The organism is Chelativorans salis, from assembly GCF_025336525.1.
In the GTDB taxonomy this organism is placed as follows: domain Bacteria; phylum Pseudomonadota; class Alphaproteobacteria; order Rhizobiales; family Rhizobiaceae; genus Chelativorans; species Chelativorans salis.
Window position 1 is genome coordinate 349,758 of sequence record NZ_JAOCZP010000002.1, and the last position, 21,740, is coordinate 371,497.

Annotated in this window: 27 protein-coding genes and 1 pseudogene; 14 read left to right on the plus strand and 14 right to left on the minus strand. The window is 64.2% G+C overall.

Translation table 11 applies throughout. The features are described from left to right. Positions 1-167: 167 nt before the first annotated feature. The 3 genes from N5A92_RS07615 (at position 168) to N5A92_RS07625 (ending at position 2,029) form a co-directional block, all read left to right on the plus strand. Positions 168-920 carry a carbonic anhydrase gene (locus N5A92_RS07615; RefSeq protein WP_260901470.1) on the plus strand — a complete coding sequence of 251 codons (753 nt, stop codon included), beginning with the start codon at positions 168-170 and terminating at the stop codon, positions 918-920. Between the two features lie 257 nt (positions 921-1,177). Continuing rightward, positions 1,178-1,471, plus strand: a complete 294-nt coding sequence (locus N5A92_RS07620) for a GYD domain-containing protein (RefSeq protein ID WP_260901473.1) — start codon at positions 1,178-1,180, stop codon at positions 1,469-1,471. A 138-nt stretch (positions 1,472-1,609) separates the two neighbouring features. Next, positions 1,610-2,029 carry a secondary thiamine-phosphate synthase enzyme YjbQ gene (locus tag N5A92_RS07625; protein WP_260901476.1) on the plus strand — a complete coding sequence of 140 codons (420 nt, stop codon included), beginning with the start codon at positions 1,610-1,612 and terminating at the stop codon, positions 2,027-2,029. 77 nt (positions 2,030-2,106) lie between these two features. On the opposite strand, the gene N5A92_RS07630 is transcribed toward N5A92_RS07625, so the two are convergent. Continuing rightward, complete coding sequence (locus N5A92_RS07630) at positions 2,107-2,442, minus strand: hypothetical protein (protein ID WP_260901479.1); 336 nt, start codon at positions 2,440-2,442, stop codon at positions 2,107-2,109. A gap of 202 nt (positions 2,443-2,644) precedes the next feature. On the opposite strand from N5A92_RS07630, the gene N5A92_RS07635 reads away from it, so the two are divergent. After that, positions 2,645-3,538, plus strand: coding sequence for a LysR family transcriptional regulator (locus N5A92_RS07635; protein WP_260901480.1), 894 nt, complete (start codon positions 2,645-2,647; stop codon positions 3,536-3,538). Between the two features lie 130 nt (positions 3,539-3,668). Here the strand turns inward: N5A92_RS07635 and N5A92_RS07640 are convergent. Next, positions 3,669-4,103: pseudogene (locus tag N5A92_RS07640) on the minus strand (transposase). Positions 4,104-4,251: 148 nt separating this feature from the next. Between N5A92_RS07640 and N5A92_RS07645 the strand changes: the two are divergent. From N5A92_RS07645 to N5A92_RS07655, 3 genes are all read left to right on the plus strand, one after another. Next, on the plus strand, positions 4,252-4,740 hold the full coding sequence (locus tag N5A92_RS07645; RefSeq protein ID WP_260901481.1) for a GNAT family N-acetyltransferase: 489 nt from the start codon (positions 4,252-4,254) through the stop codon (positions 4,738-4,740). A 236-nt stretch (positions 4,741-4,976) separates the two neighbouring features. Continuing rightward, the gene (locus N5A92_RS07650; RefSeq protein ID WP_260901483.1) at positions 4,977-5,642 is read left to right on the plus strand and encodes a DUF2726 domain-containing protein; all 666 of its coding nucleotides are present in this window, start codon (positions 4,977-4,979) and stop codon (positions 5,640-5,642) included. Positions 5,643-5,900: 258 nt separating this feature from the next. Beyond that, positions 5,901-6,188 (plus strand): HlyU family transcriptional regulator, encoded by a 288-nt coding sequence (locus N5A92_RS07655; RefSeq protein WP_260901485.1) that lies wholly within the window; start codon positions 5,901-5,903, stop codon positions 6,186-6,188. Positions 6,189-6,337: 149 nt separating this feature from the next. On the opposite strand, the gene N5A92_RS07660 is transcribed toward N5A92_RS07655, so the two are convergent. After that, complete coding sequence (locus N5A92_RS07660; RefSeq protein ID WP_260901487.1) at positions 6,338-6,976, minus strand: TetR/AcrR family transcriptional regulator; 639 nt, start codon at positions 6,974-6,976, stop codon at positions 6,338-6,340. 75 nt (positions 6,977-7,051) lie between these two features. Here N5A92_RS07660 and N5A92_RS07665 point away from each other — a divergent pair, with 75 nt between their 5' ends. Then, the gene (locus N5A92_RS07665) at positions 7,052-7,477 is read left to right on the plus strand and encodes a VOC family protein (RefSeq protein WP_260901490.1); all 426 of its coding nucleotides are present in this window, start codon (positions 7,052-7,054) and stop codon (positions 7,475-7,477) included. A 379-nt stretch (positions 7,478-7,856) separates the two neighbouring features. On the opposite strand, the gene N5A92_RS07670 is transcribed toward N5A92_RS07665, so the two are convergent. The 11 genes from N5A92_RS07670 to N5A92_RS07720 form a co-directional block, all read right to left on the minus strand. Next, positions 7,857-8,312 (minus strand): FKBP-type peptidyl-prolyl cis-trans isomerase, encoded by a 456-nt coding sequence (locus N5A92_RS07670; protein WP_260901492.1) that lies wholly within the window; start codon positions 8,310-8,312, stop codon positions 7,857-7,859. A 201-nt stretch (positions 8,313-8,513) separates the two neighbouring features. After that, positions 8,514-9,440, minus strand: coding sequence for an alpha/beta fold hydrolase (locus N5A92_RS07675; RefSeq protein WP_260901495.1), 927 nt, complete (start codon positions 9,438-9,440; stop codon positions 8,514-8,516). A 94-nt stretch (positions 9,441-9,534) separates the two neighbouring features. Continuing rightward, positions 9,535-9,951 (minus strand): VOC family protein, encoded by a 417-nt coding sequence (locus N5A92_RS07680; RefSeq protein ID WP_260901498.1) that lies wholly within the window; start codon positions 9,949-9,951, stop codon positions 9,535-9,537. A 143-nt stretch (positions 9,952-10,094) separates the two neighbouring features. Continuing rightward, the gene (locus N5A92_RS07685; protein ID WP_260901500.1) at positions 10,095-11,660 is read right to left on the minus strand and encodes an MFS transporter; all 1,566 of its coding nucleotides are present in this window, start codon (positions 11,658-11,660) and stop codon (positions 10,095-10,097) included. A 150-nt stretch (positions 11,661-11,810) separates the two neighbouring features. Further along, on the minus strand, positions 11,811-12,530 hold the full coding sequence (locus tag N5A92_RS07690) for a DUF899 domain-containing protein (protein ID WP_260901502.1): 720 nt from the start codon (positions 12,528-12,530) through the stop codon (positions 11,811-11,813). 100 nt (positions 12,531-12,630) lie between these two features. Beyond that, entirely contained in the window at positions 12,631-12,993 is a 363-nt protein-coding gene (locus tag N5A92_RS07695; RefSeq protein WP_260901504.1) for a YciI family protein, read from the minus strand. Positions 12,994-13,107: 114 nt separating this feature from the next. Beyond that, positions 13,108-13,581, minus strand: coding sequence for a VOC family protein (locus tag N5A92_RS07700; protein WP_260901505.1), 474 nt, complete (start codon positions 13,579-13,581; stop codon positions 13,108-13,110). Between the two features lie 117 nt (positions 13,582-13,698). Continuing rightward, positions 13,699-14,055 (minus strand): YciI family protein, encoded by a 357-nt coding sequence (locus N5A92_RS07705; protein WP_260901507.1) that lies wholly within the window; start codon positions 14,053-14,055, stop codon positions 13,699-13,701. A gap of 85 nt (positions 14,056-14,140) precedes the next feature. Further along, entirely contained in the window at positions 14,141-14,497 is a 357-nt protein-coding gene (locus N5A92_RS07710) for a YciI family protein (RefSeq protein ID WP_260901509.1), read from the minus strand. A gap of 93 nt (positions 14,498-14,590) precedes the next feature. Further along, positions 14,591-15,850, minus strand: coding sequence for an RNA polymerase sigma factor (locus N5A92_RS07715; protein ID WP_260901510.1), 1,260 nt, complete (start codon positions 15,848-15,850; stop codon positions 14,591-14,593). After that, the gene (locus tag N5A92_RS07720) at positions 15,847-16,233 is read right to left on the minus strand and encodes a YciI family protein (protein ID WP_260901511.1); all 387 of its coding nucleotides are present in this window, start codon (positions 16,231-16,233) and stop codon (positions 15,847-15,849) included. The genes N5A92_RS07715 and N5A92_RS07720 overlap by 4 nt, the downstream gene beginning before the upstream one ends. Before the next feature lie 137 nt (positions 16,234-16,370). Between N5A92_RS07720 and pyrC the strand changes: the two genes are divergently transcribed. The 6 genes from pyrC (at position 16,371) to cueR (ending at position 21,684) form a co-directional block, all read left to right on the plus strand. Then, positions 16,371-17,420, plus strand: coding sequence for a dihydroorotase (gene pyrC / locus N5A92_RS07725; protein ID WP_260901514.1), 1,050 nt, complete (start codon positions 16,371-16,373; stop codon positions 17,418-17,420). Between the two features lie 48 nt (positions 17,421-17,468). Next, positions 17,469-18,173 carry an orotate phosphoribosyltransferase gene (locus N5A92_RS07730; protein ID WP_260901516.1) on the plus strand — a complete coding sequence of 235 codons (705 nt, stop codon included), beginning with the start codon at positions 17,469-17,471 and terminating at the stop codon, positions 18,171-18,173. 169 nt (positions 18,174-18,342) lie between these two features. Then, complete coding sequence (locus N5A92_RS07735) at positions 18,343-19,209, plus strand: SDR family oxidoreductase (protein WP_260901518.1); 867 nt, start codon at positions 18,343-18,345, stop codon at positions 19,207-19,209. Between the two features lie 105 nt (positions 19,210-19,314). Further along, a complete protein-coding gene (locus tag N5A92_RS07740; RefSeq protein ID WP_260901520.1) occupies positions 19,315-19,716 on the plus strand; it encodes a hypothetical protein in 402 nt (133 codons plus the stop codon). Between the two features lie 85 nt (positions 19,717-19,801). Continuing rightward, entirely contained in the window at positions 19,802-21,220 is a 1,419-nt protein-coding gene (locus tag N5A92_RS07745; protein WP_260901522.1) for a multicopper oxidase family protein, read from the plus strand. Positions 21,221-21,291: 71 nt separating this feature from the next. After that, positions 21,292-21,684, plus strand: coding sequence for a Cu(I)-responsive transcriptional regulator (gene cueR, locus N5A92_RS07750; protein ID WP_260901524.1), 393 nt, complete (start codon positions 21,292-21,294; stop codon positions 21,682-21,684). The last annotated feature ends 56 nt before the right edge of the window (positions 21,685-21,740 follow it).

The window sequence follows — 21,740 nt, forward strand, 5'->3', positions numbered from 1 at the left end:
TCTTTTCGCGGGTGCGAAGATTTGTCGCCCTGCAGTGTGCGGCGGCTGCGCCTGTTCGCCGCGATTTCGTCATCATCAAGAAGGATCAAAAGGGGCGTATTTGCGCGTCGCCTTAGTTTGGCGAGACATAGTTTATTGATTTTATTAATGAAAAAGAGGAAAGTCTTATGGAACGGCGTAATTTCATCAAGGGGTTTATCGCGCTTGGTGCCTGCCCGATCTGCGCTGAAGCCGCTGGTGCGGCAGGCGCTCACTGGAGCTATTCCGGACGGGAAGGGCCGCAGCATTGGGCCGAGTTGGACAGGAATAATTTCGTCTGCTCGGACGGCTCGCAGCAGTCGCCGGTGGATGTTTCAGGCGCTATCGAGGCGGATCTGCCGCCCATCTCCATCGGCTGGCACAGGGGCGGCGGCGTGATGGTCAACAACAGCCATACCATCCAGGTCGACATGCCCGCCGGCAGCACGCTCGGGCGTGGGGACAAGAGATACGACCTGCTGCAGTTCCATTTCCACGCGCCGAGCGAACATCATGTGGAAGGCAGGACCTACCCCATGGAAGCGCATTTCGTGCACAAGGACCGCGACACGGGCGCCCTCGGCGTGCTTGCCGTGTTCCTGACGCCGGGTGCCGCCAACGCGACCTTCGCAGGTCTTGCCGCGGCTTTTCCGCCGCGGGAAGGCGCCGAGGTGTCCGTCGATGCCGTCGACCCCAACGGCCTTCTGCCGAACTCCCTGCGCTACTTTACCTATGAAGGCTCGCTGACGACGCCGCCATGCAGCGAGAACGTCGACTGGATGGTGGCCAGGGAGCCGGTGGAAGTGGCCGCCGCCGACATCGAGCGGTTCACTGCGCTCTATCCGGCCAATGCCCGGCCGATCGTCTCCCCGAACCGCCGTTTCATTCTGAGCTCGCACTGACGCCGTGTCCTGGGCGCGGTCGGCCAGTCCGCTGGGCCGGCCCTTCTTCTTCCAGGGGCGAGGGCTCTCGCCTATGGATGGAGTCTTGTTCGGCTGCGCCGGACCCCCACCCTCAATCCCTCCCCTTAAAGGGGGAGGGACCGCACATCTTGCAGCACGGGCGCGGCGGGCGCATAGTTGGCGGTGGCGATGGGGCGCGAAAGGTCCGGCGCCGGCGGGCTTTCCCGAGCGTGGCACGGCGCCGGGGGAGGTGTGTCGTGACTACCTACATCATGCTTGTGAACTGGACTGAGCAGGGCGTGAAGAACGTGCGCGAATCGCCCGGCCGGCTCGACGCCGCCAAGGAGGCGCTCTCGGAGATGGGCGGCGCTTTCAAGGCGTTCTATCTCACCATGGGCGAGTACGACATGGTGGCGATCGCCGAGGCGCCTGACGACGCGGTGGCGGCGCGCTTCGCGCTGGAGCTCGGCATGGCAGGTAATGTGCGCACCCGCACGCTGAAGGCTTTTCCAGAGGAGGCCTATCGGGAGATCGTCAAGTCGCTCGACTAGAACGCCGTGCGTCCGCAAAAAGGACGCTCCAAGTCTTGGATGTACGCATCGTGCCTTCCGAAAATCGATGTCGATTTTCGGGCTGGTGCTTCAAGCGGCGTTCTTGACAGGTAAGGCGTGCGGATGCACCACCGGGGTATGCGACAGACGGTTCTTACGGTCTCCACGTCCGGTCCCGGTCTCTACGAGTTCACCGGAGAGGCGGTCCGGTTCGTCCGCGAGGCGGGCGTCGAGGCGGGGCTGCTGACGGTGTTTGTGCGGCATACGTCCTGCTCGCTCATCATTCAGGAGAACGCCGACCCGGATGTGAAGCGCGACCTTGCTGCCTTCTTCCACCGGCTGGTGCCGCCGTCGGACGACAAGTCGATGAGCTGGATCACACACCGGATCGAGGGACCCGACGATATGCCGGCGCATATCAAGGCCGCGCTGACGCAGACCTCCATCGGCATTCCGGTGATGGAGGGCAGGATGGTGCTCGGCACGTGGCAGGGGCTGTACCTGTTCGAGCACCGCGAGCGGCCGCATCGGCGCGAGGTGGTCTTGCATCTGGGGTAGGTGTGCGGCAGGCCAAAAGGCAGCCTTCGGAGGAAGACTGCCTTTCGGTGGGGCCGGGAGGAGCGTTCGGCGAGAACTCAATTGTCGCTGGCGCCGAAGCCGTTGGCGGCATTGTAGCCGGTGTACACCTTGTGCGTGCCGGTGCTGGAGGTGACGATCTCCTGATCTACGGCCTTTGCCTGCTGCGCCGTCCGATCCTTCGGAGTGGCGTTGGAGCGGCTCGGGCCGAAGTCGTCCGCTGCATTGTAGCCGATCTGGACCGGGGAGGCGCCGGCGGTTTCGCCCGTGTAGATCGCCACGGGGCCGAGATCGCCCGGCGCGGCATCGGGGTTGCTGACCTTGAAGCCCTGGGCGGAGGCGCTGCCAGCAGCAAGGACCGACAGAGCGGAAGCGACGACGAGGAATTTACGCATGATATTTCTCCTTCAGGTTCGGGTTGAGAGGGCGTCTTGGGCTTGGTTTCGTTCCCGCGCTCTCTATGGCCGCCAATATGAACCGAGAGAGAGAATACGATAATTCCGAATTGTCCGAATGGACTATATTGTTTTCCCGAATAATGAGGTAGAACGACCGGGTGGGAATCGCGCCAGATTTGCCGAGGGAAGGGGTCGCGCCGTGCATGCACCGGGGCTTGCGGAAACGAGCGCCTTTGTCGCGGTGCTCGAGCAGAAGAGTTTCACCAAGGCAGCGAAACAGCTGGGGCTTTCGCTGCCGCGCGTCAGCGAACTGGTGCGCAATCTCGAGGAGCGCCTGGGCGTGCGCCTCGTCGAGCGCACCACGCGCTCGGTCAGCCCGACAGCGGCAGGCGAGCGACTTCTGGAGCGGCTCCGGCCCGTACTCGACGACTATCAGGCAGCGCTCGAATCCACCAACGAATTCCGCGAAAAACCCGCGGGCCGGCTGCGCCTGACGGTGGCGCCGCCGGCGGCGGATTCGGTCCTGGAGCCGGTGGTCGCGGACTTCCTCGCGCTCTATCCGGAGATCAGCCTCGACGTTTCCGTGGACGGCGGGTTTGTCGACATCGTTGCCGGCCGTTTCGATGCGGGCATCCGGGCGGGGCAGCAGCTCGAGCGCGACATGATCGCGGTGCGTGTCAGCAACGAACTCCCGGTCGTGGTCGCGGCGTCACCGCGCTATCTTGCCGAGCACGGGGAGCCCAAGACGCCGCAGGAGCTTTCGAGGCACAATTGCCTCGGCGTTCTTCTGCCGAGCGGGGCGACGATACCCTGGCGCTTCACCATGAAGGGCCGCAGGGTCGAAGCGCATTTGGAGGGGCGCCTGAACGCCAATACGACGATGCTGCTCAGGGCCGCGGTGGAGGGCACGGGCCTAGTCCAGGGGCTGCGCGATATCGTGGAGCCCGAACTTGCCGCGGGACGGCTTGTGACGGTTCTTGACGACTGGGCGCCGCCTCCGGTCGAAGGCTGGTTTCTCTACTATCCGAGCCGCCGTCACGTGCGGCCTGCCCTGAAGGCGCTTGTCGATTTTCTTCGTGAGCGCCGGCGATAAACGGCGAGCGGGTGTGAGCGAGGCGCCGTGGGGCTCGGTATGAGTTTCGAGCCGAAGCGAAAATTCCTGACGCTATTTAGTCGGCTTGGGCGGATTTTGATCTGAGACTGAAGGAACCGGACGACTTCTTCTAGGTCGTGGACTCATAAACGCTCAGCAGAGCCGTATGGCCGCGAGCTTGACGAAAGCGAGGTAGTTGGCAGCGCGCTTGTCGTAGCGCGTGGCAATGCGCCGACAATGCTTGATCCGGTTGAAAAACCGCTCGACCAGGTTTCTTTGTCGGTAGAGGTATGGGCTGAAGCAAATCGGATCACACCGGTTCCGACGGGGTGGGATATTCGCCTCCACGTGAACGCGCGAACGCTCGTATATCGGTCGCGTCGTAAGCCTTGTCGGCGAGCACCATGCCGCCGCTCGGCAAGTCCCGCCACGGCGCTCCGGACTTCAAGTCCCAGAATATCCCATTCAGGACCCGCCTATCGTTTACCCGGGGGACGCCTCGCGGCTTGCGGGGCAATATCGGTTCGATCAGACGCCACTCGACGTCGGTGAGGGCATAGCGCATTCGGACGGTTCCTTTTCGGAGCTTGAACCACGCCGGCAGGCCCTCGTTCAATGTCTGGTTCGCCTCCGTGACCAGACTTCGTGCGCCGCAGCTTGATCGTCTCAAAAGAGCCCGTTTCTACCGGCCAGCGACGTGCTAAGCTTGTTAAATGACGGCGGCCAACCAATACAGTTTTCGCAAAGCGACGTTGGATGATCTCCCGTTGCTTACAGCATGGCAATCGAACCCGCATGTCCGCGCATGGTGGGACTCAGATGACCCGTACGATGCAGCAGACTTGGCTGATCCTCGGGTAGCGCGTTGGATTGTTTCAACCGCCGAACGCCCCTTTGCGTTCATGCAGGACTATACCGTCCACGGCTGGGAAGATCACCATTTTGCCAAGCTTCCCAGGGGATCGCGGGGAATCGATCAATACATAGGAGACCCCGAAATGATCGGTGTTGGGCACGGATCAGCATTTATCGGGGCGAGAATGCGGGCTCTCTTCGATGTGGGTGTACCCGTTATCGCGACCGATCCTCACCCGGCCAATGAACGGGCGATTGCCGTCTACAAGAAACTGGGTTTCGAACCGTTCGGATCACCTCAAGAGACGCGGTGGGGCTTGATTTTGCCAATGCTTGCGAGGCGGTAAGCGGCACCCATTCATTTGCAGCTTCGTCCGCATCTGAGACATGGCCGGCCGCGCAGTACCTATCCGCCCGGTGGCTGAAAGCAAGCGTAACCGTTTATGAGTACGCAGCCTAGTACTCACAATTATATTTGATTCGCCCCTCTGTCCAAAAGCGCTCCGTGTGTCGTTACTTGCTGGTGGAACAAGTGGAAATGGGCTTTAATAGTTTCTCTACTCGACCAGGATAAGTTGTCGGCATGCCGCCGGAGATTGTTGCGCTAGTCGAGAAACCTTATCTGTTGGTCGCCGTTCTGCTGGTCGGCGCCTTGGCAGGCTATATTGCTGGCATGACCGTCGAACATGTTTTGTCCGACATGCAACGGCGGGCGTGGCGGGAGAAGAACCGTTGGCGCTGGGAGCGGAAGCGCAACTTCGGCAACATTTACAGAATGCCATCGCCGAAGCCTGATCAGGTCTTGCCAAGGCAACCCGATGCTGCTGATCAATTACGGATTGTTTTAGGGGCTAACTTCACGATTCAACCGCTCCTCAACAAGAGCGAAGCGCGCGTATTCAAGGAACTCGACCGCTTCGTAATTAGCTGCAATCCCGGATGGCAGGTGATGGCGCAGGTGTCGCTGGGCGAGATTCTGCGGTGCAAGGACGCCGATGCCTATCGCTGCGTGAACTCGAAACGGGTCGACCTCCTGCTGGTGGACGAGGATTGCCGGCCTCGGCATGCGATCGAATATCAAGGTGCTGCGCACCATCAGAGTGCTGCCGCAGCGCGTGATGCGGTCAAGAAGGAGGCGTTGCGGCGGGCAGGCATCGGCTATCACGAGGTCCTGGCCGGCCACACAACTCCATCCGAACTCAGGCGGCTGGTCGAGAAACTCGTGGACAAGCCGAAAGCGGCTCATTAGCGACTTTCGCGGCGGCCGATCGGGAGATCGCCTTATCATCGATATGTGCAGCGTAAGCTAGCCTACAGCGCATCAAGCAAGGGCTGCGAATGCGCTGCCGGTCGCGATGTAGGTCCGGTTGTAGCTCATGCAGCCACTGTGCATGTCCGCTTCAAGTTTCCGCGCCCACCCTCAGCCGAAATTCAAGCTGAGGCTCGCCAGGGTGGCAGGCGGCGTGCATCCGCGCTAGAAAAGAGGGCAAGTCAAGGGAGTATTCCGATGTCATTTCTGAAACGGCTTTTCGGCGGTGCGGGGCAGGGTGGCGGCACGGCGGAGGTCGTGGGCACGCCGGCCGAGCACAAGGGCTTCACCATCCGCGCCACGCCATTCCCGCAGGACGGGCAGTACCAGACCTGCGGCATCATCTCCAAGGAGATCGACGGAGCGGTGAAGGAGCACAAGTTCATCCGGGCCGACCGTTTCCCGAGCGCGGATCTGGCCGCCGATCAGGCCCTGCGCAAGGGCAAGCAGATTATCGACGAGCAGGGCGAGACGATCTTCGGATAGACAGGCTCGAGATCTGACCACGCAATGACCACGGCGATCTGTTGCTGGCACTGAACGTCGCTACGCCTATCCTGCTGGAGTTGCAGGAGGAGGAATTCGCCCCGCGCCTGCCACGGACCAGGGGCTCCCTTGGAAGGCATCGGCCACTCTCAGAGCGGCAATCCCAATTGTGTTGGATGCGTCGTCTTGCGGGTGGACTGAGCGGCCAAGCCCTTGATGAGGGCGGCGAGGACCTCGCGGTGGGCCGCAAGGTCACCGCCAGCCGCGATGGCTAGAGCGGCGCGGTCGAAGGCGGCGCCGAGCTGTGAGGTCAGTGGATCGAGCGGAAGGCGGCGGATTGCGCCTGTCCTCATTGCTGCCGCCAAACCCTCCCGCAGGGTCCGGTTGCCATGCCGGCCGTCGATCTCGTCCATGGCCGCGCGCCCCAGGACCGCGGGCCCGTCAAGCAGCAGAAGCCGCGTGCGGCCCGGGACGGCCATAGCCGCCAGATAGGCATCTCCGCCAAGGATCAGGGCATCGATCGGGGAGCGCGCAGCGCCCGCTTCTGTCTCAATCTCCTGCGCCACCCGCGCCGCCTCCCGCTCTGCCACCGCCTGGAAGAGGGCCTGCTTGTCGGCGAAGTGGTGATAGAGGGCGCCGCGTGTCAGCCCGGCGGCGGCGACGATCTCCGGGGTGCCGGTCTCGGCATAGGATTTTTCGACGAACAGACGCCGCGCCGCCTCGATCAGCTTCTCGCGGGTCTCTTGCGTGCGCTCACGGTTGGAGCGGCGGTCGTTTCGATCTTGCATACATGCAGCCTGTATGTTAGTTCAATTTACATGCACACTGTATGTCAATGTCGATAAGGAAGGAAGGCGCGGGCGATGAAGACGACCAGCTATTATCCCGTCATCATGACGGGCGATGTGACCGGGACGGCGGCGTTCTATCGGACGCATTTCCGGTTCGAGGCGCTGTTCGAAAGCGACTGGTATGTGCATCTTCAGTCGCGCGAGGACCGGCGGGTGAATCTCGCTATCCTCGACGGCGATCACGCCACCATCCCGGAGGCCGGGCGGGGGCGGGTGTCGGGGCTGATCCTCAATTTCGAGGTCGCCGACCCGGATGGTGAATACGCACGGGCGAGGGCTGCGGGGCTGCCGATCCTGCAGGAGCTGCGCGACGAGGAATTCGGGCAGCGGCATTTCATTACCGCCGACCCGAACGGTGTATTGATCGACGTGATTAAGCCCATCCCGCCGTCGGCAGAGTTCGCGGCGCAGTATGACGTGGAGGCGTTGCCGGAGTAGGGGTGCGTCAGCCTGTCAGGGGGAAGAGCCTTGTTGGCGCTTTGCGCCGACCCCCACCCTCAACCCCTCCCCTCAAGGGGGAGGGAAGCCCGGCGAGCCATACCTTCTCCTCCCCCTGAGGTTAGGGGTGGGGGCCGGCGAAGCCGAACAAAGACGCTGTCCATATACGATGGCCCCCTTCGAGAAGCTGAGGAGGGAAGGGGCGGCCGTGTGGGCGCCGTTCCTTAGAGCGCCGTGCGTCCGTTCGGACGCTCCACAAGGACGCTCTAAGACTTTGAATCTACGCATCGTGCTTTCCAAAAACCGATTCCGGTTTTCGGCCGATGCCGTAGCCCCTCCGAAAAGGTCGGGAGGGGAGCGGCGGTGCGTGCCGGTGCGGTCAGCCGAAGGCCGGGCCGGGCTCCGTGCCGACGATCTCCACCAGTTCGACGTCGAAGACGAGGTCGTGGCCGGCAAGCGGGTGGTTGGCGTCGACGGTCACCTGCATGTCGTCGACCTCCACCACGGTGAGCGGGATCTGCCGTCCGTCCTGGGTGGTGGCCTGCAGGCTGGCGCCGATCCTGAGATCGAGATCGGCGGGAAGAGCGTCGCGCGGCACGGTCTGCACCTGGCGCTCGTCGCGCGGACCGTAGGCTTCCTCGGCGGGGACGGTGACGGTCGACTTCTCGCCGACCTCCATGCCTTCCACCTGCTTTTCCAAGCCGGGGATGATCTGACCGCCGCCAACCTGGAACTGCAACGGCTCACGGCCTTCGGAGGAATCGAACTTGGTACCGTCCTCCAGCTTGCCGGTGTAATGGACGCGCACGACGTCGCCGGTTTTCGCCTGGCTCATGGGTGGGCTCTCTGTCTTTCGCTGTGATCAATCCTGGCGCGGGAAATCCTTGGTCCTAGCCAGAACCTTCCGCACCGGCGAAAAGGCCGCGTCAAAACGACTGCCGCAGCCTTACTCCCCAAGGGTAGGACATGAGCGCGGGATGTAAACCCTTGTGGCGAAGATATTTTCGCCGAGGAAGACTGCACCGGCGGCGGCCGATCAATCGGTTTTCCCGTCCGGGATCGCGGCATCGAGGAAGGGCACGATCATGGACAGGAGCAGATCCGTCTTGAACATCAGCGTGATATGGGTGGCGCCCGGAACGATGGCCAGCTGCGAGGCTGGCGGGGCGGTAAGATCCGCCGGCACGCCGCCGCGCAGGAGGCGGAACATCTCAACCGCGTGTTCGGGGCGGACTATATCGCCGTCGCCGATGATGATCAGAACCGGAGCCTCAATGCCGCGTATCTCGCTCTCCGGCCAATCCTGAATTTTCTTGTCGAGCGCCTTGAGCTTCTCGACGAGGACGGGCCAGTCCTCCGGGTTGGGAGCCAGTGCCAGATAGTCCTCTTCGAAGGGTGTGCCGGCGAAGGTCTCCGGCGTGATGGTCTGGATCATTTGGTAGACCTCCGGATACATGCCCTCGGTCTTGAAGGTCGCCGCCGCGGCGACCAGCCGGCGCACCAGGTCCGGGCGGTCGATCGCCAAGCGGATAGCGACGCCGCCACCCATGGAATAGCCGAAGATGTCGGCCTCGCCGATTTCCAGCACATCCATGAGCGCCGCCACGTCGGCTGCCATTGCCTCATAGGTGATGGGGCGGTCGATATCGGCGGTGCGGCCGTGACCCTGAAGCTCTACGCCGATGACCTGGCGGTGCTCGGCCAGTGCGGGAATGAAGGCACCGAAATTGTTGCCGATGGTGCCGTAGGCGCCGTGCAGGAGGAGCAGCGGCTCGCCTTCGCCGTAGATCTCGTAATACATCTCAAGACCGTGGACGGAGGCATAGCCTGCGCGGTCCGGCTCAGGTGTTTGTGGATGCTGCTTTACCTGATTCTTGGGGGGCGCGGGCTCCTGTGCAAGGAGAAGCGGGGGTGCGGCGAACAGGAGCAAGCCTGCGAGTGCCGAAATGGCCAGATATTGCATCGGAGCCTCCCTGAAAAATCGAAGATGTGGAAAATCGGACGTGGCCGGTGGTCCGCGCCCGGCGCTCGGCATGCAGCGCACCGGGCGCCACGCCTTATTTGCCGACCACCGCCCATGAGACGCCGAAGGGGTCGCGTATCTGGCCGTAGCGGTCGCCCCAAAACATCTTTTCCAGCGGCATGACCACTTCGACACCCTCGGCGGCGATGGCGCGGTTCCACCAGGAATCGACGTCGTCGACGCAGAGCGTGAGCGTGACGGCGGCCGGTTTCTCGGCTGAATGGCCGTATTCGGGGTAGGGATCGCTGAGCATCAGCGAACCGCCATTGATGTAGAGATGGAGGTGCATCGTGCGCCCCTTCTCGTCGACCGGGTGGCGCGCCACTTCTTTGGCGCCGAAGGCCTTTTCGTAAAGGGCGGCGGCCTTGGTCGTGCCGTCGAGCATCAGATAGGCGATGACGCCGCCGCGCGGTTCGCCGGTTTCTCCGGGGGCCAGTTCGATTGCCGACATTTTTCTCTCCATGGTTTGTCACGAGTTCTCTTGTGGAACTCGAACAAAGGACGGGCAGGGGAGCAGAAATCCGACAGGGCGGGGTTCAGGAAAAAAAGGCGGCCGCACCAAAAGATGGGGGAACGGTGCGGCCGCAAGCGGGCTCAGGAGGCAGTCGCGGGCAGGGGTTTTTCGGCCTCCTCGGCCGGGCCGGATGTGCCTTCACGGCGCAGGATGCCGAGGATGAGGAGCGTGGTCAGGATGGCGATGGCCGCGCTTATGAGGGACGCGAGCACCAGACCTTCCGTGAAGGCCGCGCGGGCGGTGGCCAGCAGCGGTGCGCCGAGGGCGTCCGGCAGTTCACTTGCGACGGCGCGCGCGCCGCCCAGCGTGTCGCGCGCGGTCTCGACCATGGAGGCGGGGATTTCGGCGAGGCCGTCGGCCCGCATGGTGCCGCGATAGACGGCGGTCACGATACTGCCCAGCACGGCGATGCCGAGCGCTCCGCCAAGCTCGGCACCCGTCTCGGAGATGGCGGACGCCGCGCCCGCGCGCTCCGGCGGTGCGGTGCCGATGATGAGGTCCGTCGTCAGTGTAAAGACGGGGGCGAGGCCGAGCGAGAAGACGGTGAAGGCGGCGATCACGGCGACCAGGTTTTCCGCGCGCGCGGCCCAGGCGATCGCCGCGAAGCCGATTGCCGCGAGCAGCAGCCCGCCGGCCATGACGAAGGCGGGGCGGGCGAGCGCGGTGAGCTTTCCCGTCATCATCGAGCCGACGATGAAGGCAAGGCTGGAGGGCAGCGACCACAGGCCGGCCTGAAGCGGCGTGAGATCGAGGACGAGCTGCAGGTATTGGGCGATGAAGAGGAACGCGCCAAAGGCGACGAACAGGCTCAAAAGGTTTGTGAGGAGGGCGGCGCTGAAGGCTGGCCTGCGGAACAGGCCGATATCGATCAGCGGATCGTCGAGGCCCTTCTGACGGCGCACGAAGACGTAGCCGAGCGCCAGACCGGCGGCGATGGTGAGGATGGCGGGAACGCCGAAGCCCCATTCGGCCACCCATTTGATGCCGTAGATGACGGCGAGGACGGCGGTGAGCGACAGGATCGCGCTCGGGATGTCGAGCCTGCCGGCATTGGAATCGCGGAATTCCGGCAGGAGGAACGGAGCGACGACCAGAAGCAAGAGCATGACCGGGACGGCGATCAGAAACACCGAGCCCCACCAGAAATAGGCGAGCAGAACGCCGCCCACCACGGGACCGATGGCGGCGCCGGCGGAATAGCTGGAGATCCACACGCCGATGGCGAAGGTGCGCTCCTTCGGGTCATGGAACATGTTGCGCAGGAGCGACAGCGTCGAGGGGGCGAGCGTGGCGGCGGCGACGCCCAGGATGGCGCGGGCGGCGATCAGCATCTCGGCGCTGGTGGCGAAGGCGGCGAAGACGGAGGCGAGGCCGAAGGCCGTGGCGCCGATCAAAAGCAGCTTGCGCCGGCCGATGCGGTCGCCCAGCGTGCCCATGGTGATGAGGGCGCCGGCAACGAGAAAGCCGTAGATATCGACGATCCACAGGAGCTGTGCGCTCGACGGCTTCAGGTCTGCGCTGAGCGCCGGGACGGCGAGATTGAGCACCGTCATGTCCATGGAATAGAGGATGCAGGGGAGGGCGAGGACGGCGAGGCCGATCCATTCGCGCCGGCCCGCGCGGGGCATCTCCGGGGCCTTGTTCATGGCAAAGTCCTTTCAACCTATGGCCAGGGCCGGCTGTCCCGCCGCGGCATGGATGGGTCGCAATCTTGGGAGGGCCGCCGGGAGACGCCGTGGCGTGGCCCGGCAGCCTGGTTTTTCGTGTTATCGCACAGGGCTCCTGTCAGCCTTGTGTCAGGATGCCTTGCGCTGCTCTTCCGGATACTCGTCGTGGCGGTGGATCCAGTCGAGCGGGGTCTTCTCGTTGCGGCCGATGGGGGTCAGGTCGAGATACATCAGCGCACCGAGCACCTCTTCGCCGCCGCGGCCGAAGGTCGAATAGGTGTGGTAGACCGTGCCGTCGGCATCCTTATAGAAGACGCTCATGCCGGGGAGGTCCTCGACGCCGGGGTCTTCCTTGAGGGGCGTGTAGTTGTAGGTGGCGGTGCCCTTTTCCAGGTCTTCCTTGCGGAAGGAGACGTTGAAGTCGTAGTTGAAGTCACTGTCGCCGGATGAGACCCAGGGGAAGCTCCAGCCCATGCGCTTGCGGTAAGCCTCGATCTTCTCGACGGGTGCGCGCGAGATGGCGACGTAGGTAACGCCCTTGTGCAGGAAGTGCTGGCGGGCGCCGTCGACATGGTCGGCCTCGAAGGAGCAGCCGGGGCAGCCGGCCTCCCAGCTCGGTGTGAACATGAAGTGCTGGACGACGAGCTGGCTGCGGCCATCGAAGAGATCGGCAAGCGTCTTGCGGCCTTGCGGCGTGTCGAAGACGTAGTCCTTGTCGATCTTCACCCAGGGCAGCGCCCGGCGCGCCTCGTTGATCTCGTCGCGCAGGCGCGAGGCCTGCTTTTCCCTTTCCAGGAGCGCCTTGCGGGCGGCGAGCCACTCTTCGCGAGAAACGACTTGATGTTGCATTGTCCTTCTCCTCTCTCTCAGGGATCGCGGGGGCGATCCTTCACACAGGACGAAAGCGGGAGCCCGTCTCCGACATTTTTTTTCGGAGGCGGCGCCGGATTCAGGACGGCATTTTTCCGCAGGTTCCCACGGCGCGGAGTTCGATCGTGTATCCCTCCTGCATGGGCAGCTTGGCGACGAGGGAAAGGGCTTCGTCGCGGTCCTTCGCTTCGATCAGGATAAAGCCCAGCAACTGCTCCTTGGTCTCGGCGAAGGGGCCGTCGGTGGCAACGAGCCTGCCGCCCCTGGTGCGCAGCGAGGTGGCTTGAGACGTCCATTCCAGGGGGTGGCCGACTATCAGATGCCCGGACTCCCCCAAGATCTCGTCGGTGACGGCGCCCTGGCGGTCGAGTTCGCGCAATTCCTCCTCCGACAGCGCTTTCAGGGCTGCCTCCTCGCCGTAAACCAGCAGCACGTAGCGCATGGTCCTCTCCTTCTCCTTCAGTCCCCGCACAGCCGCAGGACGAACGAGAGGGGGCTGTTCCGACACTTTCGAGCCGTGAGGAGGGGAAATTTCGGGTAGTGCCTCAGAAGAGCGTCACCCGCGCCGTGCTGCCTCGATCGCGGCGACGTCGATTTTCTTCATGGTCATCATGGCCTCAAACGCGCGCTTTGCTTCCTCGCCGCCAGCCGCCAGCGCGTCAGTCATTACACGAGGAGTTATTTGCCAGGAGATCCCCCACTTGTCTTTGCACCAGCCGCACATGCTCTCCTGGCCGCCGTTATTAACGATGGCGTTCCAGTAGCGGTCGGTCTCCTCCTGATCGTCGGTGGCGATCTGAAACGAGAAGGCTTCGCTATGCTTGAACGCGGGCCCTCCGTTGAGGCCGAGACAAGGAATGCCCGCAACCGTGAACTCGACAGTCAACACATCGCCCTTTTTGCCGGAGGGGTAGTCACTCGGTGCGCGGTGCACGGCACTCACCACGCTGTCGGGGAAGGTCTCGGAGTAAAAGCGGGCAGCAGCCTCGGCATCCTTGTCGTACCAGACGCAAATCGTATTCTTTGCCATCGTGTGTTCCTTTCGCTTTGAAGCCAGGGTTTCTCCACCCGGATTCGTCGGTCTCGCCCGGGCGATCACAAAGTGCAGCTAACCTTACGTCGCGGTCCGCTCTGGGGTCGAGAGCGGCTACTCCCCTTCCAGCGTCATCACCTCCCGTACCTCCACGGGACCATGCCGCAGCATCGGGATGGTCGAGGCGAGTTCGACGGCTTCGTTCCGGTCCTTCGCCTCGATCAGGAGGAAGCCGAGCAGGTGCTCCTTTGATTCGGCGTAGGGCCCGTCGGTGGCGACGATCTTGCCGCCCTTGGTGCGCAGGCAGGTTGCTGCGGCGAGGGGCTCCAGCGCGTGGGCGACGATCAGGTGCCCGCTTTCGGCCAGGGCCTCGTCGTTGTTCATGTTATCGCGCTGGAGCTGGCGCAGCTCATCCTCGGGCAGGGCTCCGATGGCCGTTCCGTCGCCGTAGACGAGACACACGTATCGCATGATCTTCCTCTTTCCTGTTCAGAATCGTGCGGCCGTAGGACGGGGCGGCGAGCGGGGTATCCGACATTTTTTGCATCCTCGACGGCTACTCTCCTTCCAGGCGGCGCACGGCGCGCACCTCGATCGGCCCGTGCTGCAGCATGGGCACTCTGGAGGCGAGGGCGATTGCTTCTTCCCGGTCCTTCGCCTCGATCAGGAGAAAGCCCAGTAGTTGCTCCTTGGTCTCGGAGTAGGGGCCGTCGGTGGCGACGACCTTGCCGCCCTTGGTGCGCAGGCAGGTAGCAGCCGAGGGCGATTCCAGGGCGTGGGCGACGATCAGGTGGCCGGCTTTATCAAGACTGCTGTCATAGTCGATGGAATCGCGTGTGAGCTTGCGGGCGTTCTCTTCCGGCAAGGCCATCAGGTTCGCCTCGTTGCCGTGGACCAGGCAGACGTAGCGCATGTTCCTTCTCCTTTTGCTGCGGGTTGTGCGGTCGCAGGACGATTGGCTAGGGGCGGAGCCGACATTTTTCTTCCCCCTCATCGGAGGGAAAGCCTAGCTCGCACGCTTCTTGCTGTCAGCGAGAAGCCGGTCGATGTGCTGGCGGATATGGGCGGCTTCGGCGGGGGTGCGGGCGAGGGAGATGGCCTTGTCGAAGGCGGTGCGGGCTTCGGCGCTGCGGCCGAGCTCCATCAGGAGGGCGCCGCGCACGCCGTGGAAATAGAAGTAGCCTGACAGGCGCTCGGCGAGCGGGTCGATAAGGAGCAGCGCGGCTTCCGGGCCCTGCGCCTTGAAGACGGCAACCGCGCGGTTGAGGCGGACGATGGGGGAGGGCTGGTAGCGCTCCAGCATCTGGTAGAGGAGGTTGATCTCCTGCCAGTCCGTATCCTCGGGCTTTGCCGCGCGGGCGTGGAGCGCGGCGATGGCAGCCTGGAGCTGGTAGGGGCCGGGCTTGCGGTGGCGCATGGCCTTGTCGACCAGCGCCAGGCCCTCGGCGATCTTCTCGCGGTTCCACAAACTGCGGTCCTGATCTTCCAGAAGCACGATGTCGCCGTTGGCGTCGAGACGGGTGGGGGTGCGGGCGTGCTGGAGAACCATCAGGGCGAGCAAGCCCATGATCTCGGGCTCGGCGGGGAAGAGGCGCAAGAGCAGGCGGGCAAGCCGGATCGCCTCCTCGCACAGCTGCTCGCGCACATGCTTCTCGCCGCCGCTTGCAGAATAGCCCTCGTTGAAGATCAGGTAGATCATGGCGGCCACGGCGGCGAGGCGCTCGGAGCGCTCGACCGCGTCCGGCGCGGCGAAGGGCACGTCGGCGCCGGTGACGCGGCGCTTGGCGCGGGTGATGCGCTGCTCCATCGCCTTTTCGTTGACGAGGAAGGCGCTGGCGATCTCCGGCACGGTGAGACCGCAGACGATGCGCAGGGCCAGCGCGATCTGCTGGGTGGCCGGCAGGTCCGGGTGGCAGCAGATGAACATGAGGCGCAGGATATCGTCGCGGTAGTGCGCATCGTCGAGACGCTCGGCCATGTCGGCTTCCGCGTCCTCGATGTCGGAGATGGCCGCGTCTTCGGGAAGCTCCGTGTTGCGGCTGTCGCGGCGCACGGCATCCAGCGCCGCGTTGCGGCCGACGAAGATGAGCCAGGCGGCGGGGTCGCGCGGCGGCCCCTTGATCGGCCAGGTCTTCACGGCGCGCAGGCATGCCTCCTGAAACGCCTCTTCCGCCCGGTCGAGATCGCGGAAATAACGCAGAAGCGCGCCCATGGCCTGCGGGCGGGCTCCTGTCAGTGCGGTCTCGATCCAGGCGAGGTCGTTCATGATGCTACTTTTACCTTTTCGGGCAGAACACCTTCCTTGAAGATGCTCAGAGGACGGATTTCGAAGGTGCAGGCCTCGCCTTCCTTCAGGCGCTTGCTGAACTCGACGACCTCGTCGAGGCTGTCGCAATCGACGATGTAGAAGCCGAGGAGCTGTTCCTTGGTTTCGGCGAAGGGACCGTCGAGGACGAGCTGCTCATTGCCCGACACGCGCAGGGTAGTGGCGGCGGAGGTGGGCATGAGGCGGATCGCCGGGCCCATCTTGCCCTTTTCCACAAACTCCTGCTGCACGCGTTCGCGCTTGGCCAGCACGGCGTCGTCCTCGGCTTTGGACCAGGAACTGACGACGTCTTCATCGTGGTAGCACAGGATGGCGTAGAGCATTCGGTTCACCTCGTTCGGTTGGAAGACGCTGGAGCATGCCTCAATCCGACAGGGGCGGTCGAGGATTTTTGTGGGGCGGGGCGAGGGCTGTTTCCCCTTGCGTGGGGGCAGAATCCGGGTATCTAGTCGGCGCCGACATGAAGACGCTCACCATAAGACAGCCCGACGACTGGCACCTTCACCTGCGTGACGGAGCGGTGCTCGAGGCCGTGGCGCCCTATACGGCGGCGCATTTCGCGCGGGCCATCGTCATGCCGAACCTGGTGCCGCCGGTGGTGACGACAGCCGACGCGGCGGCCTACCGGGAGCGTATTCTGGCGGCACTGCCGGAAGGGAGCGGCTTTACGCCGCTGATGACGCTTTACCTTACCGAAGCGACGCAAGCCGCTGATGTAGAATCGGGTTTCCGCGACGGGCTGGTGACGGCGGTGAAGCTTTATCCGGCCGGGGCCACCACCAATTCCGAGAGCGGGGTGCGCAATATCGAGGCGGTCTATCCCGTGCTCGAACGGATGGCGGCGATCGGCATGCCGCTTTGCGTGCACGGCGAGGTGACGGACCCGGCGGTGGATATCTTCGACCGCGAGGCGGTGTTCATCGAGCGGGTGCTCACGCCGCTGCGGCGGCGGCTGCCCGAGCTTCGGATCGCCATGGAGCATGTGACGACGAAGGACGGCGTGGCGTTCGTGCGGGCACAGGACGACAATGTTGGCGCCACCATCACCACGCATCACCTCATCATCAACCGCAATGCGATTCTGGCCGGCGGCATCCGGCCGCACTATTACTGCCTGCCGGTGGCCAAGCGCGAGACGCACCGGCTGGCGCTGCGTGAAGCGGCGACTTCGGGGGAGGGGCAGTTCTTCCTGGGCACGGATTCAGCGCCGCATGTGGACCCGTTGAAGGAGAGCGCGTGCGGCTGCGCCGGCGTCTTCAACGCGCCGAACACGATGGCCTGCCTGGCGCAGGTGTTCGAGGAGGAAGGTGCGCTCGAGAAGCTGGAGGCGTTTGCCTCGCTCAACGGGCCGGCGTTCTATCGTCTGCCGCCCAACGAGAGGCGCATCAGGCTTACGCGCCATAGCGAGCCGATCGAGACGGTGCGCAAGGTGACGGCCGGGGCGGAGACGATCACCGTGTTCGACCCGATGTCTCCCATCCACTGGAAAGTCGAGGACGACGCTTCCTAGCCGGGTGCTACCCTGCTAGCGAGAGAGCATCATAGCGGGAGCCTGCCCATGTTCGCCAACACCTTTCCCGACAAGGCGCTGATCGCCGAGACGGTCGCCAGAATGCTTCTGGAGATCGAGGCCGTCCATATCCGCGCCGACAAGCCCTTCACCTTCACCTCCGGCATCGCCAGTCCCGTCTATATCGACTGCCGCAAGCTCATCTCCTATCCGCGCATCCGCTCGGCGGTGACCGATTTCGGCGCCTCCGTGGTCCTGCGCGAGGCGGGGTTCGAGCAGTTCGATGCGGTGGCAGGCGGCGAGACAGCGGGTATTCCGTTTGCGGCCTGGCTTGCCGACCGGCTGGGACTGCCGATGCTCTATGTGCGCAAGAAGCCGAAGGGGTTCGGGCGCAATGCACAGATCGAGGGCGATCTGGCGGAGGGGGCGCGGGTGCTCCTGGTCGAAGACCTGACGACGGATGGCGGCAGCAAGGTCAAGTTTGCCGAGGTGATCCGCAATGCCGGGGCCGAGGTGACGGACACCTTCGCCGTGTTCTACTACGGCATCTTCCCGGACACGCCGGACCGGCTGAAGGCCGCGGGCATGCGGCTGCACTACCTGACGACGTGGTGGGATGTGCTCGATGTTTGCCGCAAGGAGGAGCGTTTCGGGGCCGATGCGCTGGACGAGGCGGAGCGTTTCCTGAACCAGCCGCTGGCATGGTCGGCTGCCCATGGCGGGATTGCGGAGTTGCCGAAGGCGTCTGGTTGACGTTGACGTAAAAGTCCGCATAAGGTTTCGCCTGGTGCGGGACAAGATGGATGTAGGCCGGCTCGAACCTCACCGCGTCGTCCCGAAAGCCGGCCTGAGCTGAGCGAAGGGCCTCCGCTGTCGCTCCGACTTCCGGGATGACGTGTGGTGCTGGCCAGGAGGAACGGACATGTCGCTTGCGGGCAAGACGCTTTTCATTTCCGGCGGCAGCCGGGGGATCGGGCTGACGATCGCGCTGAGGGCGGCGCGGGACGGAGCGAATGTCGCCATTGCCGCCAAGACGGCGGAGCCGCATCCGAAATTGCCGGGGACGATTCATACGGCCGCGGGCGATATCGAGGCGGCGGGCGGCAAGGCGCTGCCGATCCTGTGTGACATCCGCTCCGAGGAGCAGGTGGAGGAGGCGGTGGCGGCGACGGTGGAAGCCTTCGGTGGCATCGACATCTGCATCAACAACGCCAGCGCCATACAGCTTACCGGCACGCTGCAGACGGACATGAAGCGCTACGACCTGATGCACCAGGTGAACGCGCGCGGCACGTTCCTCGTCTCCAAGACCTGCATTCCGCATCTTAAGAAGGCGGAGAACCCGCACATCCTCAGCCTGGCGCCGCCGCTCGACATGAAGGCGAAATGGTTCAAGAACCACGTCGCCTATTCGATGGCCAAGTTCGGCATGTCCATGTGCACGCTGGGCATGAGTGCGGAATTCGCCGCCGACGGCATTGCCGTCAACGCGCTGTGGCCGCTGACGGCGATCGACACGGCGGCGGTGCGCAACGTGCTCGGCGGCGAGGCGATGGCCAAGGTGTGCCGGACGCCGGAGATCGTAGCCGATGCAGCGCACGCGATCTTCAGCCGGCCGGCGCGCGAATGCACCGGCAATTTCTTCATCGACGAGATGGTGCTGCGCGAGGAGGGGGTGATGGATTTCGCCAAGTACGCCCCCGGAGTGACCGGCCCGCTCGCCGGCGACTTCTTCGTGCCGGACGAGGTGCTCGAGGAGACGGACACCGAAGTGCGGATGATTGTGTAAGGTCAAGGGTCGCCGCAATTTTGGCGTTATCGCTTGATCCACCTCAAGGACGCTCCGGGGTGAGCGGTCGAGGGTGAAGTTTTGGAAGCCGGCGGAAGAAGGGCGATGCGCATCCTGCGGGCCAAGGGAAGGGAAGGGCGTCTCGTGCGTCTCCGGCACGCGCTCGCGGCGCCGCAGCGGATGGTGCTTGCGTTGCTGCTCGTTGCGTCAATGACCCTCGTCGGCGGTCTGCATGCCCATGAAGGAACGGTGCATGCGGCGCTGCCGCATGGCCATACTGCGGAAGCGCATGTTCCGCAGGAGCCATGCGAGGACCGCGCCGCGGGCATCCCTGCCGACGGCGAGTGCTGTGTGCCGGCTGCCGGATGCGGGCTTTTTCTTGCTCACGAGGCGCATCCGCTGTCGTTCCGCGCCTTTGCAAGCGAGCAGGATGAACTGCCGCTTCGTTCGCTCGATTCTATCTCGCCCGTTCCCGAATTCCCACCGCCCCGGCCCGCCCGCTCCTGAGCGCGCGTGCCTCTCCTGCCCGTGCGCTGTCCGACGGCCGGCCGGATCTTCCGGCCATGCGCAACGAGCATGAGAGAATGCCACTATGCACATGATTTCACGACGCCAGTTCCTGGCTTCCACCGCCGCCTGCGCGGCCGGCGCGATGCTGCCCCTTTCCACGTCGGTCCGCGCCTTCGCCGGCTCACCCACGATCATCCGCGCCGAGAAGCGGGTGATCGAGGTGGCGGGGAAGGCGGCCGATGTCTTTGGGCTGGTGCAGCCGGACGGGACGCACGGCCTCTTCCTGCAAGCCGGGGAGGATTTCGACGTTCGGCTGGAGAACCATCTGGACGAGCCGACGCTGCTGCACTGGCACGGGCTGACACCGCCCTTCGGGCAGGACGGCGTGCCCGACATGCCGCAGCCTCTGTTGGAGGCGGGAGCGAGCTACGATTATCGCTTCCCGGTCGACCGTGGGGGCACCCATTTCATGCACGCGCACACCCTGCAAGAACAGCGGCTTCTTGCCGCTCCGCTGATCGTGAGGGACGTGCAGGAAGCCTCGGCGGACGAGCAGGATGTCGTGGTTCTGCTGCACGACTTCAGCTTCAGGAGCCCGGAGGAACTGCTTTCGGGCCTTACGGGAATGTCCGGCGGGATGGCCGGGCATGGCGGCGGCCATGGGGGGCACGGCGGGGGGCATGGCGGCATGGCTCCAGACCTCAACGATATCGAATACGACGCTTATCTCGCCAACGATCGCACACTTGATGATCCGCAGAGCTTCCAGGTGGAGCGCGGGGGTACGGTTAGGCTGAGACTCATCAACGGCGCTTCCGCGACGGCCTTCTGGATCGACCTGGGGGCGCTGCAAGGCGAGGCGATCGCCGTCGACGGCAATCCGGTCACGCCGGTTGCCGGCAAGCGCTTTCCGCTCGGCATGGGCCAGCGTATCGATATCCGCCTGCGGCTGCCGCGGCAGGAGGGCGCCTGGCCGATCCTCGCGCTGCGCGAGGGGGCGCGGGAGCGGACGGGCTTCTATCTCGCCACGGCCGGTGGCGCGGTCAAACGCATCGCTTCCTTGGGCGAAGAGGCGCCGGGGGCGCTCGATCTGGCCATCGAGGAATCCCTGCAGGGCGAGAACCCGCTTGAGGAGGTGGCTGCCGCGCGGTCGGAGCAGGTTCCGCTCGGCGGTTCGATGGACGGTTACACCTGGACGCTGGGCGGCGCGGCGTGGGGGACGCACCGGGTGCTGGAGGTGGGCGAGGGCGAGCGGGTGGAATTCGTCATGCGCAACGAGAGCGTGATGGGACATCCGATGCATCTGCACGGACACCGCTTCCAGGTTGTCGCCATCGACGGCCGCCGCTTCAGCGGGGCGTTGCGCGATACAGTCTGGGTGCCGCCGGAACGGGAAGTCACCATCGCCTTCGACGCCGACAATCCCGGCGAGTGGGCGTTCCACTGCCACCATCTCTACCACATGGCGGCCGGCATGATGACCATCGTCCGTTATTCCTGAAAGGGCTTGAACTTCCAGTTACTAGAACCTTTATTGGCCGGAATGCGAAGCGAGACCGTGGAGACCAGTTCATGAACATCGGAGCAGCGGCGGAGCACTCGGGCCTTCCCGCAAAGACCATCCGCTATTACGAGGATATCGGCCTGTTGCGGGCGTCCAGGGCCACGAACGGCTACCGTGACTATTCGACCGACGACCTGCACAGGCTGAAGTTCCTTCAGCGGGCCCGCAGCCTCGGTTTCACGGTCGAGGAGTGCCGGCAGCTCCTCTCGCTTTATGCGGACAAGGACCGCGACAGCGCGGACGTGAAGGCGATTGCCAGCAACAAGCTCGACGAGATCGACAAGAAGATCGCTCAGCTCCAGAGCCTGCGCGCGGTCCTGTCGCATCTCGTCGCCAACTGCCATGGAAACGACCGTCCGGATTGTCCCATCATCGACGACCTGGCGGGAGAGGCCCATTGAGGCAGGCCATACCGGCCTTGTCCGCCCCTTTCCCGGCCATTTCCCAGAACCGCAGC

What these genes read in the sequence shown, in the direction of transcription:
- N5A92_RS07715 (WP_260901510.1), bottom strand. Translation starts at nt 15,850, where the DNA reads ATGAACGACCTCGCCTGGATCGAGACCGCACTGACAGGAGCCCGCCCG.
- N5A92_RS07740 (WP_260901520.1), top strand. Translation starts at nt 19,315, where the DNA reads ATGCGCATCCTGCGGGCCAAGGGAAGGGAAGGGCGTCTCGTGCGTCTC.
- N5A92_RS07630 (WP_260901479.1), bottom strand. Translation starts at nt 2,442, where the DNA reads ATGCGTAAATTCCTCGTCGTCGCTTCCGCTCTGTCGGTCCTTGCTGCT.
- N5A92_RS07700 (WP_260901505.1), bottom strand. Translation starts at nt 13,581, where the DNA reads ATGGCAAAGAATACGATTTGCGTCTGGTACGACAAGGATGCCGAGGCT.
- N5A92_RS07690 (WP_260901502.1), bottom strand. Translation starts at nt 12,530, where the DNA reads ATGCAACATCAAGTCGTTTCTCGCGAAGAGTGGCTCGCCGCCCGCAAG.
- N5A92_RS07655 (WP_260901485.1), top strand. Translation starts at nt 5,901, where the DNA reads ATGTCATTTCTGAAACGGCTTTTCGGCGGTGCGGGGCAGGGTGGCGGC.
- N5A92_RS07710 (WP_260901509.1), bottom strand. Translation starts at nt 14,497, where the DNA reads ATGCGCTACGTCTGCCTGGTCCACGGCAACGAGGCGAACCTGATGGCC.
- N5A92_RS07675 (WP_260901495.1), bottom strand. Translation starts at nt 9,440, where the DNA reads ATGCAATATCTGGCCATTTCGGCACTCGCAGGCTTGCTCCTGTTCGCC.
- N5A92_RS07625 (WP_260901476.1), top strand. Translation starts at nt 1,610, where the DNA reads ATGCGACAGACGGTTCTTACGGTCTCCACGTCCGGTCCCGGTCTCTAC.
- N5A92_RS07745 (WP_260901522.1), top strand. Translation starts at nt 19,802, where the DNA reads ATGCACATGATTTCACGACGCCAGTTCCTGGCTTCCACCGCCGCCTGC.
- N5A92_RS07720 (WP_260901511.1), bottom strand. Translation starts at nt 16,233, where the DNA reads ATGCTCTACGCCATCCTGTGCTACCACGATGAAGACGTCGTCAGTTCC.
- N5A92_RS07660 (WP_260901487.1), bottom strand. Translation starts at nt 6,976, where the DNA reads ATGCAAGATCGAAACGACCGCCGCTCCAACCGTGAGCGCACGCAAGAG.
- N5A92_RS07705 (WP_260901507.1), bottom strand. Translation starts at nt 14,055, where the DNA reads ATGCGATACGTGTGTCTCGTCTACGGCGACGGAACGGCCATCGGAGCC.
- N5A92_RS07615 (WP_260901470.1), top strand. Translation starts at nt 168, where the DNA reads ATGGAACGGCGTAATTTCATCAAGGGGTTTATCGCGCTTGGTGCCTGC.
- cueR (WP_260901524.1), top strand. Translation starts at nt 21,292, where the DNA reads ATGAACATCGGAGCAGCGGCGGAGCACTCGGGCCTTCCCGCAAAGACC.
- N5A92_RS07730 (WP_260901516.1), top strand. Translation starts at nt 17,469, where the DNA reads ATGTTCGCCAACACCTTTCCCGACAAGGCGCTGATCGCCGAGACGGTC.
- N5A92_RS07695 (WP_260901504.1), bottom strand. Translation starts at nt 12,993, where the DNA reads ATGCGCTACGTGCTGCTGGTTTACGGCGAGGAGGCAGCCCTGAAAGCG.
- pyrC (WP_260901514.1), top strand. Translation starts at nt 16,371, where the DNA reads ATGAAGACGCTCACCATAAGACAGCCCGACGACTGGCACCTTCACCTG.
- N5A92_RS07680 (WP_260901498.1), bottom strand. Translation starts at nt 9,951, where the DNA reads ATGTCGGCAATCGAACTGGCCCCCGGAGAAACCGGCGAACCGCGCGGC.
- N5A92_RS07735 (WP_260901518.1), top strand. Translation starts at nt 18,343, where the DNA reads ATGTCGCTTGCGGGCAAGACGCTTTTCATTTCCGGCGGCAGCCGGGGG.
- N5A92_RS07665 (WP_260901490.1), top strand. Translation starts at nt 7,052, where the DNA reads ATGAAGACGACCAGCTATTATCCCGTCATCATGACGGGCGATGTGACC.
- N5A92_RS07645 (WP_260901481.1), top strand. Translation starts at nt 4,252, where the DNA reads ATGACGGCGGCCAACCAATACAGTTTTCGCAAAGCGACGTTGGATGAT.
- N5A92_RS07685 (WP_260901500.1), bottom strand. Translation starts at nt 11,660, where the DNA reads ATGAACAAGGCCCCGGAGATGCCCCGCGCGGGCCGGCGCGAATGGATC.
- N5A92_RS07670 (WP_260901492.1), bottom strand. Translation starts at nt 8,312, where the DNA reads ATGAGCCAGGCGAAAACCGGCGACGTCGTGCGCGTCCATTACACCGGC.
- N5A92_RS07650 (WP_260901483.1), top strand. Translation starts at nt 4,977, where the DNA reads ATGCCGCCGGAGATTGTTGCGCTAGTCGAGAAACCTTATCTGTTGGTC.